This is a genomic window from Sphingomonas sp. PSPC2-2 (genome assembly GCF_049897725.1).
GTDB lineage: Bacteria > Pseudomonadota > Alphaproteobacteria > Sphingomonadales > Sphingomonadaceae > Sphingomonas.
Genome location: NZ_JAFCWU010000017.1, coordinates 13908 through 31028, shown reverse-complemented (window position 1 = coordinate 31028; position 17121 = coordinate 13908). Strand labels below are relative to the sequence as shown.

Annotated in this window: 16 protein-coding genes, 1 pseudogene and 1 other annotated feature; of the genes and pseudogenes, 8 read left to right on the top strand and 9 right to left on the bottom strand. The window is 59.7% G+C overall.

Features of this window, described 5'->3' with window-relative positions; genetic code table 11:
* Positions 1-122: 122 nt before the first annotated feature.
* Positions 123-548: pseudogene (locus ACP7BY_RS20100) on the top strand (recombinase family protein); the annotation flags it as partial.
* A gap of 50 nt (positions 549-598) precedes the next feature.
* Here ACP7BY_RS20100 and ACP7BY_RS20095 read toward each other — a convergent pair.
* Positions 599-1483, bottom strand: a complete 885-nt coding sequence (locus ACP7BY_RS20095) for a replication initiator protein A (RefSeq protein ID WP_052192189.1) — start codon at positions 1481-1483, stop codon at positions 599-601.
* A gap of 531 nt (positions 1484-2014) precedes the next feature.
* Here ACP7BY_RS20095 and ACP7BY_RS20090 point away from each other — a divergent pair.
* Positions 2015-2698 (top strand): ParA family protein, encoded by a 684-nt coding sequence (locus ACP7BY_RS20090; RefSeq protein WP_033964002.1) that lies wholly within the window; start codon positions 2015-2017, stop codon positions 2696-2698.
* Positions 2695-3081: a hypothetical protein gene (locus tag ACP7BY_RS20085; protein WP_033964001.1), complete on the top strand. Its 387-nt coding sequence runs from the start codon at positions 2695-2697 to the stop codon at positions 3079-3081. Before ACP7BY_RS20090 ends, ACP7BY_RS20085 begins: the two co-directional genes overlap by 4 nt.
* 25 nt (positions 3082-3106) lie before the next feature.
* On the opposite strand, the gene ACP7BY_RS20080 is transcribed toward ACP7BY_RS20085, so the two are convergent.
* A complete protein-coding gene (locus ACP7BY_RS20080) occupies positions 3107-4120 on the bottom strand; it encodes a M48 family metallopeptidase (protein ID WP_249340911.1) in 1014 nt (337 codons plus the stop codon).
* A gap of 126 nt (positions 4121-4246) precedes the next feature.
* Between ACP7BY_RS20080 and ACP7BY_RS20075 the strand changes: the two genes are divergently transcribed.
* From ACP7BY_RS20075 to ACP7BY_RS20055, 5 genes are all read left to right on the top strand, one after another.
* On the top strand, positions 4247-5017 hold the full coding sequence (locus tag ACP7BY_RS20075) for a metallophosphoesterase family protein (RefSeq protein ID WP_310066818.1): 771 nt from the start codon (positions 4247-4249) through the stop codon (positions 5015-5017).
* A gap of 180 nt (positions 5018-5197) precedes the next feature.
* A complete protein-coding gene (locus ACP7BY_RS20070) occupies positions 5198-5428 on the top strand; it encodes a hypothetical protein (protein ID WP_033963999.1) in 231 nt (76 codons plus the stop codon).
* 429 nt (positions 5429-5857) lie between these two features.
* Positions 5858-5974, bottom strand: a sequence feature (AL1L pseudoknot).
* A gap of 401 nt (positions 5975-6375) precedes the next feature.
* Positions 6376-7254 (top strand): transketolase, encoded by an 879-nt coding sequence (locus ACP7BY_RS20065; RefSeq protein ID WP_197057707.1) that lies wholly within the window; start codon positions 6376-6378, stop codon positions 7252-7254.
* On the top strand, positions 7251-8162 hold the full coding sequence (locus ACP7BY_RS20060; RefSeq protein WP_033963996.1) for a transketolase family protein: 912 nt from the start codon (positions 7251-7253) through the stop codon (positions 8160-8162). The genes ACP7BY_RS20065 and ACP7BY_RS20060 overlap by 4 nt, the downstream gene beginning before the upstream one ends.
* Complete coding sequence (locus tag ACP7BY_RS20055) at positions 8149-9168, top strand: NAD-dependent epimerase/dehydratase family protein (protein ID WP_081988627.1); 1020 nt, start codon at positions 8149-8151, stop codon at positions 9166-9168. Before ACP7BY_RS20060 ends, ACP7BY_RS20055 begins: the two co-directional genes overlap by 14 nt.
* Here ACP7BY_RS20055 and ACP7BY_RS20050 read toward each other — a convergent pair.
* The 7 genes from ACP7BY_RS20050 to ACP7BY_RS20020 all read right to left on the bottom strand — a co-directional run bounded on the left by ACP7BY_RS20050 (position 9138) and on the right by ACP7BY_RS20020 (position 17090).
* Positions 9138-10433 carry a glycosyltransferase family 4 protein gene (locus ACP7BY_RS20050; protein ID WP_137903269.1) on the bottom strand — a complete coding sequence of 432 codons (1296 nt, stop codon included), beginning with the start codon at positions 10431-10433 and terminating at the stop codon, positions 9138-9140. The genes ACP7BY_RS20055 and ACP7BY_RS20050 overlap by 31 nt on opposite strands.
* 39 nt (positions 10434-10472) lie before the next feature.
* Positions 10473-11495 (bottom strand): glycosyltransferase family 2 protein, encoded by a 1023-nt coding sequence (locus ACP7BY_RS20045; protein WP_171010607.1) that lies wholly within the window; start codon positions 11493-11495, stop codon positions 10473-10475.
* Positions 11496-11502: 7 nt separating this feature from the next.
* Complete coding sequence (locus tag ACP7BY_RS20040; protein ID WP_033963994.1) at positions 11503-12849, bottom strand: MATE family efflux transporter; 1347 nt, start codon at positions 12847-12849, stop codon at positions 11503-11505.
* Positions 12850-12914: 65 nt separating this feature from the next.
* Positions 12915-14228, bottom strand: a complete 1314-nt coding sequence (gene rfbH / locus ACP7BY_RS20035) for a lipopolysaccharide biosynthesis protein RfbH (RefSeq protein ID WP_033963993.1) — start codon at positions 14226-14228, stop codon at positions 12915-12917.
* 13 nt (positions 14229-14241) lie between these two features.
* Entirely contained in the window at positions 14242-15339 is a 1098-nt protein-coding gene (rfbG, locus tag ACP7BY_RS20030) for a CDP-glucose 4,6-dehydratase (protein WP_197057705.1), read from the bottom strand.
* On the bottom strand, positions 15324-16094 hold the full coding sequence (rfbF, locus tag ACP7BY_RS20025) for a glucose-1-phosphate cytidylyltransferase (RefSeq protein ID WP_137903270.1): 771 nt from the start codon (positions 16092-16094) through the stop codon (positions 15324-15326). Before rfbF ends, rfbG begins: the two co-directional genes overlap by 16 nt.
* Before the next feature lie 9 nt (positions 16095-16103).
* Entirely contained in the window at positions 16104-17090 is a 987-nt protein-coding gene (locus ACP7BY_RS20020; protein WP_033963992.1) for an FAD-binding oxidoreductase, read from the bottom strand.
* Positions 17091-17121 lie beyond the last annotated feature (31 nt).

Here is a 17121-nt window from a genome sequence, read left to right as displayed (position 1 = left end):
TGGGCCCTCGGCGCTGACGGAGGCCATGGGCATGCTCAACCACCATTTCGCAGCAGCCGCCTGATCGGCGCAGAGCGACAGCCTACCTCTGACTGCCGCCAATCTTTGCAACAGAGCCGGCCGAGCTGCTGGAATACGCGCGAAAGGGAGACACGCTGGCGATCGTCCGGCTCGACCGTCTCGGTCGCTCGCTGGGCGAATTGCTGACAACGGTACACATGCTGCGCGAGCGTGACATTGCGCTGCTCAGCCTGGAGGAGAAGATCGACACGTCGTCCGCGGCCGGCGAGCTGATCTTTCATGTTTTCGGGGCCATCGCGCATTTTGAGCGTCGGCTGATTTCCGAACGGACTCGCGATGGCATCGCTGCCGCGCGGGCGAAGGGGAAACGGCCGGGACGGCAGCCGCTCGACGCCGACAAGGTAAACGCGGCCCTCAAACTTATCGCGGCAAGCGTGTCGCCAGCCGAAGCAGCGCGCCAGCTTGGGATCGGGCGGTCAACCGTCTATCGCGAAATGAAGCGGCTCGGCATCGCTCGACCGACATAGGTCGGCTATATCAGGGCATTGGTCGCGCCAAAGCTATCAGGGGCACCAAATCAATTGCTTGGCTCACTAAGCGCCAGTTTTGGTGGCTGCCGGACGCAAAACCGTACTAGCGTCCGGATCCGCGGGCGCCCTCCCCTTGGCGACGGTTGCTTCTCCTCGACCAGGGTCAGTCCATATTCGGGCAGCGATTGCTGCTCGGCGACCTCGCGCAGGTGTTTCTTGAAATATTCAAGACCGCGCTTGTCGGTTGCACAGCCAACGCGCGCCGCCAGCGCCTCCATATCGACCTCGAAGCCCTCCCCGTCGGCGCAATTGAACTTGGCTAGCTCGTACAGGCGCCGCTCGATCGGCCCGAGCTTGAAGAAGTCGAGATGATAGGCCGCGATCCGGCGATCGGCCAGGATCGCGCGATACAGCCAGTCGCACACCATCACTTCGATCCGCTTCACGCGGCGCTCGCCCGTCGGGAGCTTGGCGTATTTGATGTCGGCCTTGAGCAACCAGGAAAAGGCGCTGTCCGACCCCTCCCCGCCCGTTTCGATATTGGTGATGATCTGCGTACCCTGCAGGCGGTTGAGCGACGCCTTGAGCGACGTGTAGGACCGCGCCGAGGCGTTGGTGCTGGTCACGCGGAACAAATCGTTGGCGGTGAAGCTCATCACGCGGTCGACCTGTTCGCCGCGCTCCATCCGCTCGGCCATCAAACTGGCGATATAGAGCAGGATTTCCTTGTCATAGATGGTGGCGACACCGGTCTTGCTCGGATTGATCTCGATCCGGGCATCGCCGTTTTCGAACACCATCGGCGTCATATGGGCCTTCTTCGACAAAGCGAAGAACGGGAACTCCGCGACGGTCCGCTCCCCCTGGACATCGCCATAAAGGGGGCTGGCCAGCTGGAACAGATCGCCTTGTTTGAGTAATATGTCGTCCATTGCTCTACTCATCTCTGACCCCTTCGAGCATGGGTGGGTGGCGGGGCGGTGTCCACAGCGTTGGCGGCACCGAGCGGGTTTTCCGTGCGAAAGCACGAATATTGGCATCCGTAGGCGCGCACTGGTCGCGTAGCGCCCACAGATCGTGCTCGCAGCGTCGGTTTGATCGATGCGCAGCCGGATATGACCGGTTTTGGCACGGAAAATGGCCGTGCTGCCGAGGCGGCATCGTTTCGGTTCGTGCTTTCACGCGGAAAAGGGCGCTGGCTGCGCTTATGGTACGTGCCGGAGCAACGGGCAGGGCGGTCGCCCCGGCGTACCCTTGCACCGAGAGGTCGCGTTTTTGGCCGCGATTTGCGTGCCGTAGCAGTTTTGCGCCCGCTTCTTTTTACAGTATGCATATCGCTATGGATATCCATATTGATATTGCAATCATATTCATTGGCATTTTAATATGCGTATGGTGTCGATTGCGATATCGACATTTTGCAGCGAGGGCTGTATCCATCGCCGCCTGTATAGGAGCGCATCATGCCAGCAATCTCAGTGGCCAATCCCAAGGGCGGTGCCGGCAAGACCACGTTGACGCTGGTGCTCGCCAGCGAGCTGGCGCGGAGCGGCGCCGCGGTCACCGTGATCGACGCCGACCCCAATGCGATCATCGCCGGCTGGGGCCGCAAGCGCCATGAGCAGGGCAAGGCCTTGCCGTTCGACATTATCGCCAGCCCGAAGGAATCCGAACTGGTCCGCGTCATCGATCAATACACAGCATCGCACGATTTCGTGTTGATCGACCTCGAAGGCACCGCGTCGCGCATGACCTCACGTGCGCTCGCCCGATCGCATCTGGTGTTGATCCCGTTCAACCTTTCCCCGATCGACGCGGAACTTGCCGCCAATGCGGTCGCCCTCGTCCAGGAAGAAGCCGAAGCGCTCGGGCGGTCGATCCCTTTCCGCTTGGTCCGCAGCCGCGACAATGCCGCGATCGAGACCAAGACCGCCAAACGCATCGTCACCGCGATCAACGACGCGGCGCTGCCGCTGCTGACCGCAGCGCTGGTCGAGCGCGCAGCGTATCGCGACATCTTCGATTTCTCGGCAACGCTGGACGAACTGAGCGACAGCCAGACCGCCGGCCTGCCCGCCGCACGCCGCAACGCGCTCGAAGTCGCGCGCGCGGTGGTCGAGGCGGTGCAACAGGAGATGCAGGCATGAGCGGCTACGGGTTCGGGAAGAAGGCGACGGCGCCGACAGGGGCGGGGGATCCGACCAAGCTCGATCTGAGCGGGATCGTCCGCGCGCCGCTAAGCGTGGATCCGGCGCGTGAAGCTGCGGCGATCGCGCGCGGCAACGCGCTGGGCTTTGTCGACCGCGGCGATTCCGTAGAAGGACAGGCAGAAGGGCAGGGGGCAACGCCCGTCCGGCGCCGACGGCAACCGGCCCCGCAGAGCAGCCTGTATATCAAGGGGCCGAAAGAGACGCTCGACTGGTTCATCGACTTCACCAACCAACGCGGCCATCGTTCCTATTGGCAGGCGCTGGCCGAATTCCGGGACCTGGTCGAAGGCACGCGGGGACCGTCGCCCGAGCAACGCTGACGGGCAGGCGACCCGACCGCTACGGTCAACGCGTCATCGGCGTCGTCGCCAGGTCGATCAGGGGCGGGCGGTAGGGCAGCTCGGCGCCCGTCGGAATAGTCGCGGCCTCGCGATCCAGCAGCGCCGCGCGATCTTTCCAGCTGAGATAGATGCGGCTGCGCAAAATGCCGAAATCGAGTTTGCGCCCGGCCCCCCGCCAGAAGCGACCGGCCGAGAACGGATCATAATGGGCATTGGCGAGCAGATAGACGCTCAGCCGGTCCGCCTCGATTTCCGCCTGGCCCATCAAGCGACCGTTTTTGCCGATCTCCGCCAAAATCCCCCAATGCGCCCCCGCAGCCTCGAGCCGGGCCCGATGCCGCAGGATATTGTGCGAGAGTTCATGCGCCAGCACGACCGCGAGCTCGTCATCGCTGAGGCTATCGAGCAACCCCGCATCGATCTGAATGATCGCGCCATCCGCTGCCGAATCGTTCCCGGCGCCGAGCAACACTTCGAACGCCGAGCGGCAGGCGGGCACCGGGGTAATAGCGATGGCCTGCTCCTGTGCGCCGCGCTTGACGCCGAGGGTTAGCGGGGCGGCTTGCGGCAACCGCTCCAATTGCGTCTCGACGCGATCGCGTTCTGCGGTGGAGGGCGGCGCCGTCGCGCCCGGAAGCGCGGCCGACACCGCCGCGCCGTTGATCGAGACCAGCGAATCGCCCGGGCGCACCCCTGCTGCGGCAGCGGTCGATCCCGGCACGACGCCCTCGACCGCGACGCCCGTTTCAAACCCGAACGCCGCGCGCGCAGCGGCGCGCGCATCCACGCCATATTGGCCAAGGCCGTGCAGTTGCAGGCCAAGGCCCGGCTGGTGATCGAGGCAGATCGCCGCATTGGCGGTGGCCAGCCGATAGCCGACCGACGCGACGCGCAGGTCTGCCTGGCGCAACGCTTCAAAGGCGGCAGGGGAGGGCGCTTGTGACGGGGGCGGGGCGGCCGCACCCACCAGAAGCGCCACGAGGGCAAGGCGCAGCCCGGCACGCAGTGTTGAGACCATCGGCAGCCCTTTAACGGTTGTTCAAGAGCAGGTCATCCTCTATCGGCGGCACTCTCGCGCTCGGGGCGCGATATCCAGGGCCCTTCCTGCCGAAATTCGGATATGCTTGAACGCCTTAGAAATATTTTGTCGAAATCCAAGTCCATGCCGCGTCGCCAGATACCAGAGGGGCGACGCGTCTATGCCATTGGCGACATTCACGGTCGGCTCGATCTGCTCGACGATCTGCTCGCCAGGATCGCGGCCGATCATGCCGCGCGCCCGCCCGCCCAGCAGACGCTGATCTTCCTCGGCGACCTGATCGATCGCGGCCCGCACTCCGCCGCCGTCATCGACCGTGTCATCGCCTTGCAGCGCAGCGAAATCGACACCCGCGTGCTGATGGGAAACCACGAAGAAGTGTTCCTCAAAGCCCTGAACGGGAGCGTGGACGCGTTGCGCCTGCTGTGCCGCTTCGGAGGGCGCGAGACGATCTTGAGCTATGGCATGGACGAGGCGGCGTATAATCGGGCCGATTATACCGAAGTGCTGCGCGACCTTTCCCTGCTCGTTCCCGACAGCCACCGTGCCTTTTTGGCACAGCTGGAGGACAGGATCGAGATCGGCGACTATACGTTTGTCCATGCCGGAATTCGGCCCGGCGTGGCGCTCGCCGATCAAAAGGCGAATGATCTCCGTTGGATCAGGGACGACTTCATCAAGTCGAAGGCTGATTTCGGTACCTGCATCGTGCACGGCCATACAATAACGCCAGAGGTGGTCGAGCGGCCGAATCGAATCGGCATCGATACAGGCGCTTATGCGACAGGACGCCTCTCTGCGCTGGCTTTGGCGGCAGGTGAGCGATGGATCCTTTCGACCGAGGGGGCGTTGGGGACTTCAGCAGACGTCGATTAAGGAAATCCACACCGACTTCCGCTATGGGCGACGTGCAGCATTTTTGCTGCACTGCCAGAAAAGATGGCGAGTTTAGGTTTTTTTTGTTTGTTTGAGACGGCGGCTGTGCTAGCCGAAAACCGAGTACTGCAGTGAATGCCTCTCACGAGGTTCATCATTAAGTAAGACAGGGAGTTACCAATGAATCTCGCTAAGATCGCAGCCTCGCTTGCCGCAGTGTCGCTGGTTGCTATGCCAGTTGTGGCATCGGCCCAGAATCCTGCTGCTTCGCTGTCGCTGAGCAAGTCGGTCCGCGTTGGCAAGGCATCGTCGAAGAAGAACGGCATCGCACAGGTCGGCATCATCATCGGCATTCTCGCCGTTGCCGGTGCAGCTGGCGGCATCGCCGCTGCAACCAGCAGCAGCAACTGATCTCCATAACCTTTTGGTTATGGAGTGAGAACGGCGACCTTAACGGTCGCCGTTTTTTTGTATTCTAGTGCTTAGGTATAAATCTCGCGAGATAATAGCGTCTAAAATCAGTACACTACTGATTTTATGGCAAAACAGAGATATCCAAAGGTCTGCGCGATCAGCTTAAGTTGGGATGTTCCTGTTTACGAGAAGCATGGAAAAGGTGTCCGCTTGTCGCTGATCGTAGTGCGCACTGGCTCACCTCAGATCGCGCCTGCCGGACCATCTCGCGCACCATCTGCCGCCAAACTTTGCGCATGCCGCAGACCGGGAACTTCTCGGCGAACACGCATGCGATCTCCGGCTTGAAGGCCACATCTTGCCGCGCCCGCGCCGACAGGCGTGTCGGATCCTGTCGCCGCGCGACGCGCGCTCCTGGTAAGTCGATGGAGCGATCGGCAGGACCCGCCAGATCGGCTCGACACCATAGGCAGCGCGGTAATGGTCAATGAACGCGATCATCGCTTGAATGGGCCGACGAAGTCAGACGGATCTACATCCGGACATACCGACAAGCCGGTGTCGATGCGCAAGAAGGAGACCGCGAGACGAGCCGCAAACCCTCCTTCGCCAATTTGCGTGACCGCCTCCCCCGGTTGTACCGCTCAAATCGGCCGATCCTCTCCAGCAGCAAGCACGCGGGGAGGCAGACACCCCAACGCCCTTCCCTGCCGGCCGCCAGGGCCGCAAGCAGATAGCTGGATCTTCAGCCGCGAGATGCCGTTCGCCATGCATGCACACGCTTCTAAGGCGGCAGGGCCAGAGCCTGCCGGCACCGATGGCCGAGGCGTTCAACGACGTGCTCATTAAGCAAGGTTAGAGCCCGATGGGGGATTGAGCTGGTGCCCTTAACATATCCCGACTTGCGAACAATGTGGTTCATCCGTTAGCGCAATCGCACACGCATGATCGAAAATCACACTACCTCAAAGCGCTCCGACGATCCTGAAGGAATTGAGATGCAGTCGTCTAAATCAAACTTGTCCTTTAATCCCCAAAAGCTTCGGCGAACCGTGCTCGACATGGCTTATGTGGGGCGGACCGCTCATATCGGCTGTGCTTTTTCGATCATCGAGTTGCTTGCGGTTCTGTATCGAAACCATTTACGCTTCTCGCCGACAGATCCCAAGTCACCCGTCCGCGATATGCTTGTGCTCAGCAAGGGTCATGGGGTTATGGCGCAATATGCCTGTATGCACGAAATCGGTTGGATCGACGATGCAGCGATATCCGGCTATTGCGTCGATGGATCGATGCTCAAGGGGCTTTCGGATTCACGTGTTCCCGGTCTCGAGGTAACGTCGGGTTCGCTTGGTCATGGTGTGTCCGTGGCGGTCGGCATGGCGTTCGCCGCGCAACGCGATAATAGTGGCCAGCGCGTGTTTGCGATTGTCGGCGATGGTGAAATGAATGAAGGCCCGATCTGGGAGGCAATGCTTTTCGCAGCCCAGCACAATCTCGACAATCTCGTCATTATCGTCGACGAAAATGGATTTCAAGCGATGGGCAAGACCAGCGATATTCTCTCGCGGGGTAGCCTTTCAGCCAAGTTCGCTGCGTTCGATTTCGACGTCATGGAAATAGATGGCCATGATGAAACCGCTATCGACAATGCGCTCACGACAATGCTGGCAAACGGTTCGAAACGTCCGAAGGCGCTGATTGCGAAGACAATAAAGGGACGGGGGGTACCCTTCATGGAAAATGACAATATCTGGCATTACACGCGCTTGACTGATGAAACCTATCAGACGGCGGTTGCCGCGCTGGGAGAATCCCGGTGAGGCAGACCTTTTCTGATAGTCTGGTTCGCATTGCAGACGCTGATCCACGGGTTATCTTGCTGACAGGCGACCATGGTTATGCATTGTTCGACGCATTTCGCGCAGCACACCCGGACCGATACATCAATGCCGGCATTGCCGAGCAGAACATGGTCGGCATGGCGGCAGGGCTCGCCCGTATGGGCTTCCGGCCCTTTGTTTACGGTTTGAGCGCATTCGTTCCGGTGCGCGTACTTGAGCAGATTAAAATCGACGTCGCGCATGATAATCTTCCCGTAGTGTTTGTCGGCGACGGCGCTGGTTTCGTTTACAGCTACCTTGGCACTAGCCATCAGGCGCTGGAGGATATCGCCTGTGTCCGCGCGGTGCCCGGCATGATGGTGCTTTCCCCTGCCGATCGCCATGAGCTTTCCGCTGCCATGGACCATGCCTATGCAGCACGGTGCTCCGTATATTTGCGCATGGGTAAAGCAGATCGGGGGGATGTGCATAAAGAAGGCGTTGCGATCGACATGGCCAAGCTTCAATGCCTGCGGTCTGGGCGCATCGGTGGTACCACCATCTTGGCAACCGGACCGATCGCTACGACAGCTGTTGCCGTTGCCGAAAGAATCGGCGGCATCGCGGTATGGAGCGCGCCTTCCATTAAGCCTTTCGACACAGCGACCTTGGCAGCCATTTGCGCATCATCCAGCCGCCTGGTCACTATGGAGGAACATTCGGTGATGGGAGGGTTCGGTTCCCTCGTCGCCGAAGAGTCTACTGCGGTTCATCCGCGATCGGTTTTGCGAATTGGCGTGCCGGATCGTTTTTCGGAGCACTGTGGCTCCTACGAATATTTGTTGCGGGAACACGGTCTCGATTTGGAGACGATTGCTACTCGAATCGCGATTTATGATGCTCAGTAACGGGCCCCATGATTTGCGTGGGCGACACATTTTCCTAACCGGCGGAACGGGTTGCGTTGGCAGAACTTTACTAGATTATTTGGCCTGTTGCGAAGCTGCCTATGGTGGATTGCGTGTTTCGGTGCTCACCCGCAATGCCCCGGCCTTTCGGGCCCGTTATCCGGTTCAGAAACAGTATCTTTGGCTGACCACGATAGATGGCAGTCTGTCAAATTTGCCTGATTTGGCCGAAGATACGACCGACGTCATTCACGCGGCTGCGGATACGCATCTAAATATCGGATATGCCGCTTGGATTGACCAAATCGTTAATGGTACACGGACTTTGCTGGACGCATCCTTTCGCGCTGGCGTCCAGCGTTTCCTGCTGGTCAGCTCGGGGGCAGTGTACGGCCCTCAACCGGTATCGCTTTCGCATATCAACGAGGATTATCGGGGGGCACCCGATTCACTATTGCCGGGATCAACATATGGTCAGGCCAAGCGTGTAGCGGAGCAGCTTTGCACCATTGCAAAGCATGAGCATGGACTGGAGACGGTCATTGCCCGCTTGTTTGCGTTTGGGAGTGTCCATTTGCCACACGATGGACGTTATGCACTGGGAAGTTTCGTGCGTGACGCGCTTGCCTGTGGCTCAGGCCCAATCAAGGTCGCTGGCGATGGAAGCGCAGTACGCTCCTATCTAGATGGTCGCGCGATGGCGCACGCACTGGTCGTAGCCCTCGTGTCCGGCAAGGCGGGGTCGGCGTACAATGTCGGGTCTGAGGAAGCGGTGACAATCGCGGAGTTGGCTAAGTTTGTCCGCGACCGCCTTTCGCCCGACCGCGAGATTGTTATCCTCGGCGCAGCAGATAATACTCAGCGATCACGCTACGTGCCCGATGTTTCGCGGATCGCCAAACTCGGCGCGGCATCGCGCTCTGACCTTGGTGCGGTCGTTTCAGATGTCGCGGGTGCGAGGCCGCTCGATAAACGCTATTCGGCTGATGCTCCGGCGTCTGGATGATTTACATCGACTTCGGCAAGGATCGACTGCACCGCATCGGTAAACTGGCGCGCCGAATCGTCCCAGTTGATCCATTGGAAAGCGCGCGCGGCCACGCGATATCCGTCGGGGCTTTCAATGAAGCGAGCGATCACCCTAGCGAATTCGTCAAGGTCGTCAGGAGGAAAAAAGCATCCGGCGTCGCCCGCTACCTCGCGAAAAATCGGAATGTCGGACGCGATCACAGGGACCCCAAGCGCCAGAGATTCGACGATAGGAAGCCCAAATCCTTCAGCCTTTGATGCAATGATGGTCGCACTGGCTCGCATCATCGCATACTGAAGTTCCATATCGTCGACTTCGTGACACAAAAACAGGTTTGTACCGTACCGCGGATGAGAACGCGCCTGCGAGACAAAGTCCTCGATTTCCCAGCCTATTCTGCCGATCATCACCAGGTTCGCGACGGTTCCTGCGTCCCACAGTCTGTCGAACGCAGCGAGCACCGCAGCGTGACGCTTGCGCGGCTCGATCGACCCAATCATGATAAAGGTTGGTCCGCCTTGCCAGGCAATTTCCGGGATGGAAGGCGCAAGGGCGGCGTTGCCGAAGATCGGGATGTCCCGCCCCAAATAGAAGCTGGTGACAGGAGTTCCCGAACGTACAACTGCGTCTTGTCGACGGATTTCATCCGCACTGCTGCGAGAAATCGTTATCAGACCATCCAGTTCCACCGCGAGACGATTGAAGGCGCGCCGGAAGGGGTATGCAGTTGTCGACGGCGTCATCTCGGGATGTTCTAGCGGAATCGCGTCATATACGATCGCAATCGTCGATGCCCCGGCTCGTTTTGCCCGCAATATGGCCTCTACGGACGGGCTGCCATTGCCAAAAGAATCGATCAATATAACGATGGTTTCGTGTTTGGCTGTGATTGGTTCAAGTCCGGCGGTCAAAACCCTCATGCGGCGGTTAACGCTCCGGCGCTGCAGAAATGCATATATTGGGGGGATGGCCTGAACCACTCTTTTCGCGATCCGGGTGAGCGACGATTGCATCACGAGCGCCGCACTTGGACTTCGCGGGGGATCGACTAGGTCGGACACCGCGTCCTTGTCGAGGCGGTAGTAACCCGATCTGGTTGCAACGACAATATCAACATCAAGGTCAAGTAGTTCCCCGATCCATGCGCTACGTCGGACCAGTTCACGCACTACACGCTGAATGCCAGTCGCGAAGCGAGATTCGAACGTCTTCGTAACGTCCAGGAAAAGCGCTTTTCTCACGTATCTTTCCCGGTTGCTGGAATGGTTTGTTTGCACCGGCTACTGGCCACCGACGCGGCGCTGTTCGATACGAGCCTTGACGCTTTTGCGGTACAATGTCCGGGCAACAAGCAATATCCAGGCTGGCGTGATAGCAATGGGTATTGTTCGAAGCCAGAAACGGGGCAAGCGCCAATAATAGGCGATCGACATTGGGATCGCCTCTTTCCAGTATTTCATGCTGGCCCCCTTCAGCTTTGCTCCAAGAAAGTGTGTGCGCACGTAGAAGCTCGCAACGTCACTCATTGCACGTCTATAGGCCCGGTGGCCCCTGCCAAGGGTGTCACCGAAAGCCAGGTCGTAGCCAACGATATCCACCCGGGTGCGTGCAAATTCGTCACGGGCAAGGAAGGATTCATTGCCCAATCGACATCCCACCAGCGTATCCGGCACGCACAGCCAAATGGACTCTTCGCTCAACATTTTGGCTATGAGATACGTGTGCACATAGCCCTTCAGATACGGTTCGATCGGGGCAGCAGCCAGTGCCGCCTCCCAACCGGATCGCCGTACCACGATGCTGGACATATATCCCAGCCACGCACCGATAGTCCCGATTATCTGCGCCCGCCCGATCAATACGGTATCAATAGCGAAATCCGTCGAGATATGGTCGTGGACGAAGGCACGTTTGCTTAGATCATGTGTATAGCCGCGGGATCCCACGCTGATCCCGGTGAGCGTGGGGTGGGTAGCAACGACCCGCTCAATTCGGGCAAAGGCGCTGGCCTCGAAAATGTCGTCACTGCCGAATAGCCAGCAGAAATCGCCGGTCGCGGAAGCGACCGCGTTCAGGATGTTGCGGTCAAAACCCCGGTTCTGCTCAAGCCGACTATACACGATGTTGACGCCCACAGCCGCATATTCGGCCACGACCGCAGGGGTATTGTCGGTCGACGCATTGTCGCTGATGACGATCTCCACGTCGAGGCCGTGCCCGGTCTGGGCGACGATAGTGTCGAGCAGCGGGCGCAGTTCCACCGCACGATTGTAAGTCGGAATGCAGATCGACAGACGCACCATCGTCTCCTCAGGCAGGGGCCGACGCGCGCCGCGCATGCAGCCAGCACCGTAATGGCAGCATCCAGGCGGCGGTCAGGACGAAGCAGGCGATCAGGCCGAAGATCATACCAGGCAATCCAAAATAACGTGCCCCTAGGAATTGGAGGGAAATGCTTAGCAGCGATTGCACCGGCGCGACGAGCCACATCAAGAGCAGGTCATTCATGCTCTGAAGAATCATCGCAAAGGTATCGGTCCATACGCGGATGACGATATAGAGCGTCAGCAGGCCGATGACCGTCAGCGGGATCGGGGTGTTTAGGCCCGGCGCGATAACGTGGACGATCAGTTTATTCGCAAGCGCCACCAGAATACCACACAACAACGTGAAGCCGACACCGAAGGATATATATTTGCGCGAACTGCTGAAAACATTATGCCAGTCGTGCCGGGCAATCGACTCGCTGCAGATCGGCCACAATGCCTGCAGCAGCGCATTGTAAACGAAGAAGATCAACAAGAAGAGCTTAGTGGCAACGCTGTAGACGACAATGTCCCGAACGTTGAGCGCCTTAACCATAATAATGTAATCGACTTGCAATACCGACGCCGCGAGCAGCCCTGATGCCCAGAAACGAAGTGCACGACCTAGGATCGGCTTGACCTGAGATCGGGCAAAACGATGGTGGCCACGCGCTGCCCGAACCGTCGAGGCACACAGTGCGATCATCGGAAGGATCGCAAGCGGCGTATAATAGGCAAGCGTTGCCAAAGCGATCTTCGGTTCCCCCTGAAAATGCTGCAGCACCCAAACGCCGAATGTGCCGATCACAGTTCCTGCCGCAGGTAGCAAGTTTGACAGATAGCCGCGGTGACGTGCGAACCATATCCGGTACATCACCCCGCCCAGCGCCGTGCCGATCGCAGGGAATGCCATTGCGTAAAAGGCGAGCGTACGCCCGGCCGGGGACAGAAAAGAGAACTCGCCAAGCAGAAGCTGCGCCAGCCATGGCCCGAGTAGGAGCAGGATGACGCCCATCAGGCAGGCTGCACCGAGCGAGAGGATAGCGCCGGTTAAGACGATATCCTCGCTGTCGCTAGCCATCGCGCGACGTTCGGAAATATGGTTCTGGACGCTGATGCCGATGCAAAAATCGCTCAGCAATACCCATGTGCTAATGCTCGCGAGTACCGCGAATACGCCGTACCCCTGTGTCCCGATGCTCCCGATCAGGATGCGAACCGCAACAAGCTGCGCCACGACCTGAATGCCGCGACCGATCCAACCACCGCCCGCGACCAGCCAGACCGACGGGATACGAAGCCCGAACGGCCCTGGAAGCACCATGGTGTCGCGTACGCCGGATTGGCTCATCCCAAGAGTCCAGTAGCGACTGGCATACGCTGGTCGCTCATCTGGTCAGGCTTTCTGCGCGGCACTCAGAAGTTCAGCCCGAAGAACTCTTCGAGCTTTTCGGCGACGTAATCGAACTGTTCGGCACCGAGCGCCGGATAGAGGCCGATCCAGAAAGTATTGTTCATTACCCGGTCGGTCTGGGTGAGATCGCCGACCACGCGGTAATTGACGTGCTGGAAATAGGGCTGGCGGGTCAGGTTGCCGGCGAACAGCAGGCGGGTGCCGATCTTGTTCTGGTCGAGGAAGCGAGTCACGTCGACGCGCTTGGCATCGACGCCGTCGCGCAGCATCAGCGGGAAGCCGAACCAGGACGGGTCCGAATTGGGCGTCGCCTCGGGCAGGATGAAAATTTCCTCCAGGCTCTTCAACCGCTCGGTCAGCAGGCCGAAGTTGCGGCGCCGTGCCTCGATGAAACCCTGCGCGCGGTCGAGCTGCGCGAGGCCGCACGCCGCCTGCATGTCGGTGATTTTGAGATTGTAGCCGAGATGCGAATAGACATATTTGTGGTCGTAGCCGAACGGTAACGTGCCATGCTGCTGTCCGAAGCGGATGCCGCAGGTGTTGTCGCAGCCTGGCGCGCAATAGCAATCGCGGCCCCAATCGCGGATCGATTCGATGATCGGCCGAAGCTCTACGCTGTTCGTGAACACCGCGCCCCCTTCGCCCATGGTGATGTGGTGGGCGGGGTAGAAGCTGACGGTCGCGACGTCCCCAAAATTGCCGACTAGCTTGCCGTCATAGGTTGCGCCGAGCGCGTCGCAGCAATCTTCGACCAGCCAAAGGTCGTGTTCGTCGCAGATGCGCCGTACCTCAGCGAGGTTGAATGGGTTGCCGAGCGTGTGGGCAATCATGATTGCGCCAGTTTTCTCGGTGATCGCCGCCTCGATCAGGCTTACGTCGATATTGTAGGTGGGTACCTCGACATCTACGAACACCGGCACCAGCCCATGCTGGATTGATGGGTTGACCGTCGTCGGGAAACCGGCCGCTACGGTGATGACCTCGTCTCCCGGTTTTAGCCGACGATCGCCGAGCTTGTGGCTAGTGAGGCAGGACAGCGCGAGCAAATTCGCCGAGGAACCCGACGTGGTGGTCAACACGAACTGCGCGCCGAGCAACTTGGCGAGCCCGGCTTCGAACTCGGTGTTGAAGCGGCCCGTAGTCAACCAGCCATCGAGCGAAGCCTCGACCATCAACTCGATTTCAGGAGCGCCGATCACCTTGCCGGCGGGTGGAATCATGGTTTCGCCCGGCACGAAGGGCTTAGGGGCGAACTGGGCCTCGGCATATTGGCCGACAAGCTTGCGAATTTCCCTACGAAGGTCGTCAGCGGTCATGTGGAGTCATATCCTATACGGCAGCGAAAAGGCCAACGCGCGCGAAGCGCTCCAGCTCGGAAAGGCAATAAGCGTGCATGTCCGTGCCGGATAACCAAGCACGGTGCCAGTCGGTAATGCGATCCAGCGCCTCGCCCAGCGACCAGCGGGGTTGCCAGCCCAGGCCGGAACGCGCTTTGGAAATGTCGAGCTTGAGGTAACGCGCCTCATGCGGTTGCACGCTCTCGTCGCGAATCCAGTCAGCACCCTCGCCCCAGATGGCGCACATCTTCTCGACGATCCACTCCACTGGCTGCGCGTCGTCGTCCCGTGGGCCGAAATTCCACGCTTGCGCTGTTGCCTGCGGATTCGCCCATAATTGCTGGCACAGTACCAGATAGCCGCTCACCGGCTCCAGCACATGCTGCCAGGGGCGGATCGCGAGCGGATTGCGGATTAGCACCTTTTCGCCGCTTGCGATCGCGCGCAGAATGTCGGGTATCAAGCGATCGACCGCCCAGTCGCCCCCGCCGATGACATTGCCCGCACGACCCGATGCGAGCGCGACCTTGCTGCCCTCGCTGAAGAAGGAGCGACGATAGGCGGATGTCACTAGCTCGGAACAACCTTTCGAGTTCGAATAGGGGTCATAGCCCCCCATCGCCTCATCTTCGCGGTAGCCCCACACCCACTCGCGGTTTTCGTAGCATTTATCGGTCGTGACAATGCAAACAGCGCGCACGCTGACCGCCTTGCGCACGGCCTCCAGCAGGTGAACCGTACCCATGACGTTAGTGGCATAAGTGCCGACCGGGTCATCATAGGAGGCACGCACCAGCGGTTGCGCGGCCATGTGGATTACGATCTCTGGGTCGGCCGCAACCAACGCCTGCTCCAGCACTTCGCGATCGCGGATGTCACCGATAATCGAGGTCATGCCGGCAGCTACACCGGCGACATCGAACAGTGCCGGCTCTGTGGGTGGCGTCAGCGCGAAGCCTGTCAGCTTCGCACCCATCTTCTGCAGCCACAAGGACATCCAGCTGCCCTTAAAGCCGGTGTGGCCGGTCAGAAAGACACGCTTGCCGACCCAGAAAGCAGGTTCGACCTCGCCCCTTACCATATGCGCCATGGAGCCTTGCCGCTGTTCCACAGTGATTCGAGATGCTGTTTATCGCGCAGCGTGTCCATCGGCTGCCAGAAGCCGTGATGTTCATACGCCATCAGCTCGCCGCGTGCGGCCAACGTTTTTAGCGGCTCTTGCTCCCAGGTCGTACTGTCGTCATCGATTAGATCGATCACGCTCGGTGACAGCACGAAAAACCCGCCGTTGATCATACCTCCGTCACCCTGCGGCTTCTCCATGAAGTCGGTGATGCGCCCGCCTTCCATGTGCAACGCACCGAAACGGCCTGGCGGATAGGTGGCGGTCAACGTTGCTGCCTTGCCATGTGAGCGGTGGAACTCCATCGATTTGGTGATGTCGATGTCGCCGACGCCATCGCCATAGGTGAAGAAGAACAGCTCCTCGTCCTTCACATAGTCTGCCACGCGCTTCAATCGACCGCCCGTCATGCTTTCGTCGCCAGTATCGACCAGCGTGACCTTCCACGGTTCCGCCCGCTTGTGGTGGACGATCATCTCGTTCGCTTTCATGTCGAAGGTAATGTCGGACATGTGCAGAAAATAATTGGCAAAATATTCTTTGATCACATAACCCTTATAGCCGCAGCAGATTACGAAATCGGTGATGCCGTGCGCGCCGTAGATTTTAAGGATATGCCACAGAATCGGTCGTCCGCCGATTTCGATCATCGGTTTGGGACGAAGGTTCGTTTCTTCCGCGAAGCGCGTGCCCAGACCGCCGGCGAGAATGACTGCCTTCATTGGTATACCTCAGTTCGAACTGACGAATGCATCGGAGAAGAAGCGTTTGGCCGGAAGGCCACGTCCAGTGAAAGCGTCGTACGCCGAGGCGATCATCGCCTCGGAACCACAAGCGTAAACGACCGTGTCGCCGGGGTCGAACCCCTGGCGGATCGCTGCGTCCTGTACATATCCCCGCTTGCCACCCCAATTTGCGTCTTCGCCCGATAGCAAGCGGTGCAGGCACACGTCGAGCCCCAAATAGACCGGGTCCCAACAAAAGCTCTCGGCAGCGCGGTTTCCCCAGAACACATTGAGCCGGTGCCTAGCGGCGCGTTCCGGGTCCGTCGCAAGCTCCTCCAGCAGGGCCTTGACCGGCGCGATGCCGGTGCCGGTCGCCAGGAAAACAATGTTGATGGGGGCTTCCTCCCGCAAGAAGAAGGTTCCGAACGGTCCTTCTATACGGATCAGATCGTTAGGCTTGGCGCGCTCGAACCAATAGGCGCTCAGCCGCCCGCCTGGATAGCGCTTGATGACCAGTTCCAGCAACCCGTCCGCGCGGAGTGCGTTGGCGAGCGAATAGCTGCGGCGGACATCCTCGACGATCACGTCGACATATTGCCCCGGCAGGAACCGCATTGGCGATGCGGGAGGCGTCTTCAATACCACCTTGACGATATCCGGGGCGAGCCGATCGACCGATACGATCCGGCTCGGCATAGTCTTGGCCTCGAAACCCACAAGACGGTCGAGCGGCTCGATATCCAGCGTCACATCACTAACCGCTGCGCGGCAGCAGGTGAGAATCAACCCGCGTTCGGCTTCTGCGGCGGAAAGGCTCTCCTCATGCCGCAGCGGCCGCGTCTCACCAGCGAGGACGGGCGCCTTGCAGATCCCGCAGCGCCCGGTGCGACAGCTGTATTCGAGGTGGAAACCCTGACTGCGGGCGGAATCGAGGATCGACACGGCTGGGTCTGCCGGAAAGGTGCGGCCGGTGTTGAGCGTGATAATATTCATCCACAGGGCCTGATGTAGATAGGAAGGGGGA

Coding starts and splice junctions, on each gene's coding strand:
- rfbH (WP_033963993.1), bottom strand. CDS start 14,228: ATGACCGCTGACGACCTTCGTAGGGAAATTCGCAAGCTTGTCGGCCAA.
- ACP7BY_RS20065 (WP_197057707.1), top strand. CDS start 6,376: ATGATCGAAAATCACACTACCTCAAAGCGCTCCGACGATCCTGAAGGA.
- ACP7BY_RS20095 (WP_052192189.1), bottom strand. CDS start 1,483: ATGGACGACATATTACTCAAACAAGGCGATCTGTTCCAGCTGGCCAGC.
- ACP7BY_RS20070 (WP_033963999.1), top strand. CDS start 5,198: ATGAATCTCGCTAAGATCGCAGCCTCGCTTGCCGCAGTGTCGCTGGTT.
- rfbG (WP_197057705.1), bottom strand. CDS start 15,339: ATGGCGCATATGGTAAGGGGCGAGGTCGAACCTGCTTTCTGGGTCGGC.
- ACP7BY_RS20020 (WP_033963992.1), bottom strand. CDS start 17,090: ATGAATATTATCACGCTCAACACCGGCCGCACCTTTCCGGCAGACCCA.
- rfbF (WP_137903270.1), bottom strand. CDS start 16,094: ATGAAGGCAGTCATTCTCGCCGGCGGTCTGGGCACGCGCTTCGCGGAA.
- ACP7BY_RS20085 (WP_033964001.1), top strand. CDS start 2,695: ATGAGCGGCTACGGGTTCGGGAAGAAGGCGACGGCGCCGACAGGGGCG.
- ACP7BY_RS20090 (WP_033964002.1), top strand. CDS start 2,015: ATGCCAGCAATCTCAGTGGCCAATCCCAAGGGCGGTGCCGGCAAGACC.
- ACP7BY_RS20045 (WP_171010607.1), bottom strand. CDS start 11,495: ATGGTGCGTCTGTCGATCTGCATTCCGACTTACAATCGTGCGGTGGAA.
- ACP7BY_RS20080 (WP_249340911.1), bottom strand. CDS start 4,120: ATGGTCTCAACACTGCGTGCCGGGCTGCGCCTTGCCCTCGTGGCGCTT.
- ACP7BY_RS20055 (WP_081988627.1), top strand. CDS start 8,149: ATGATGCTCAGTAACGGGCCCCATGATTTGCGTGGGCGACACATTTTC.
- ACP7BY_RS20040 (WP_033963994.1), bottom strand. CDS start 12,849: ATGAGCCAATCCGGCGTACGCGACACCATGGTGCTTCCAGGGCCGTTC.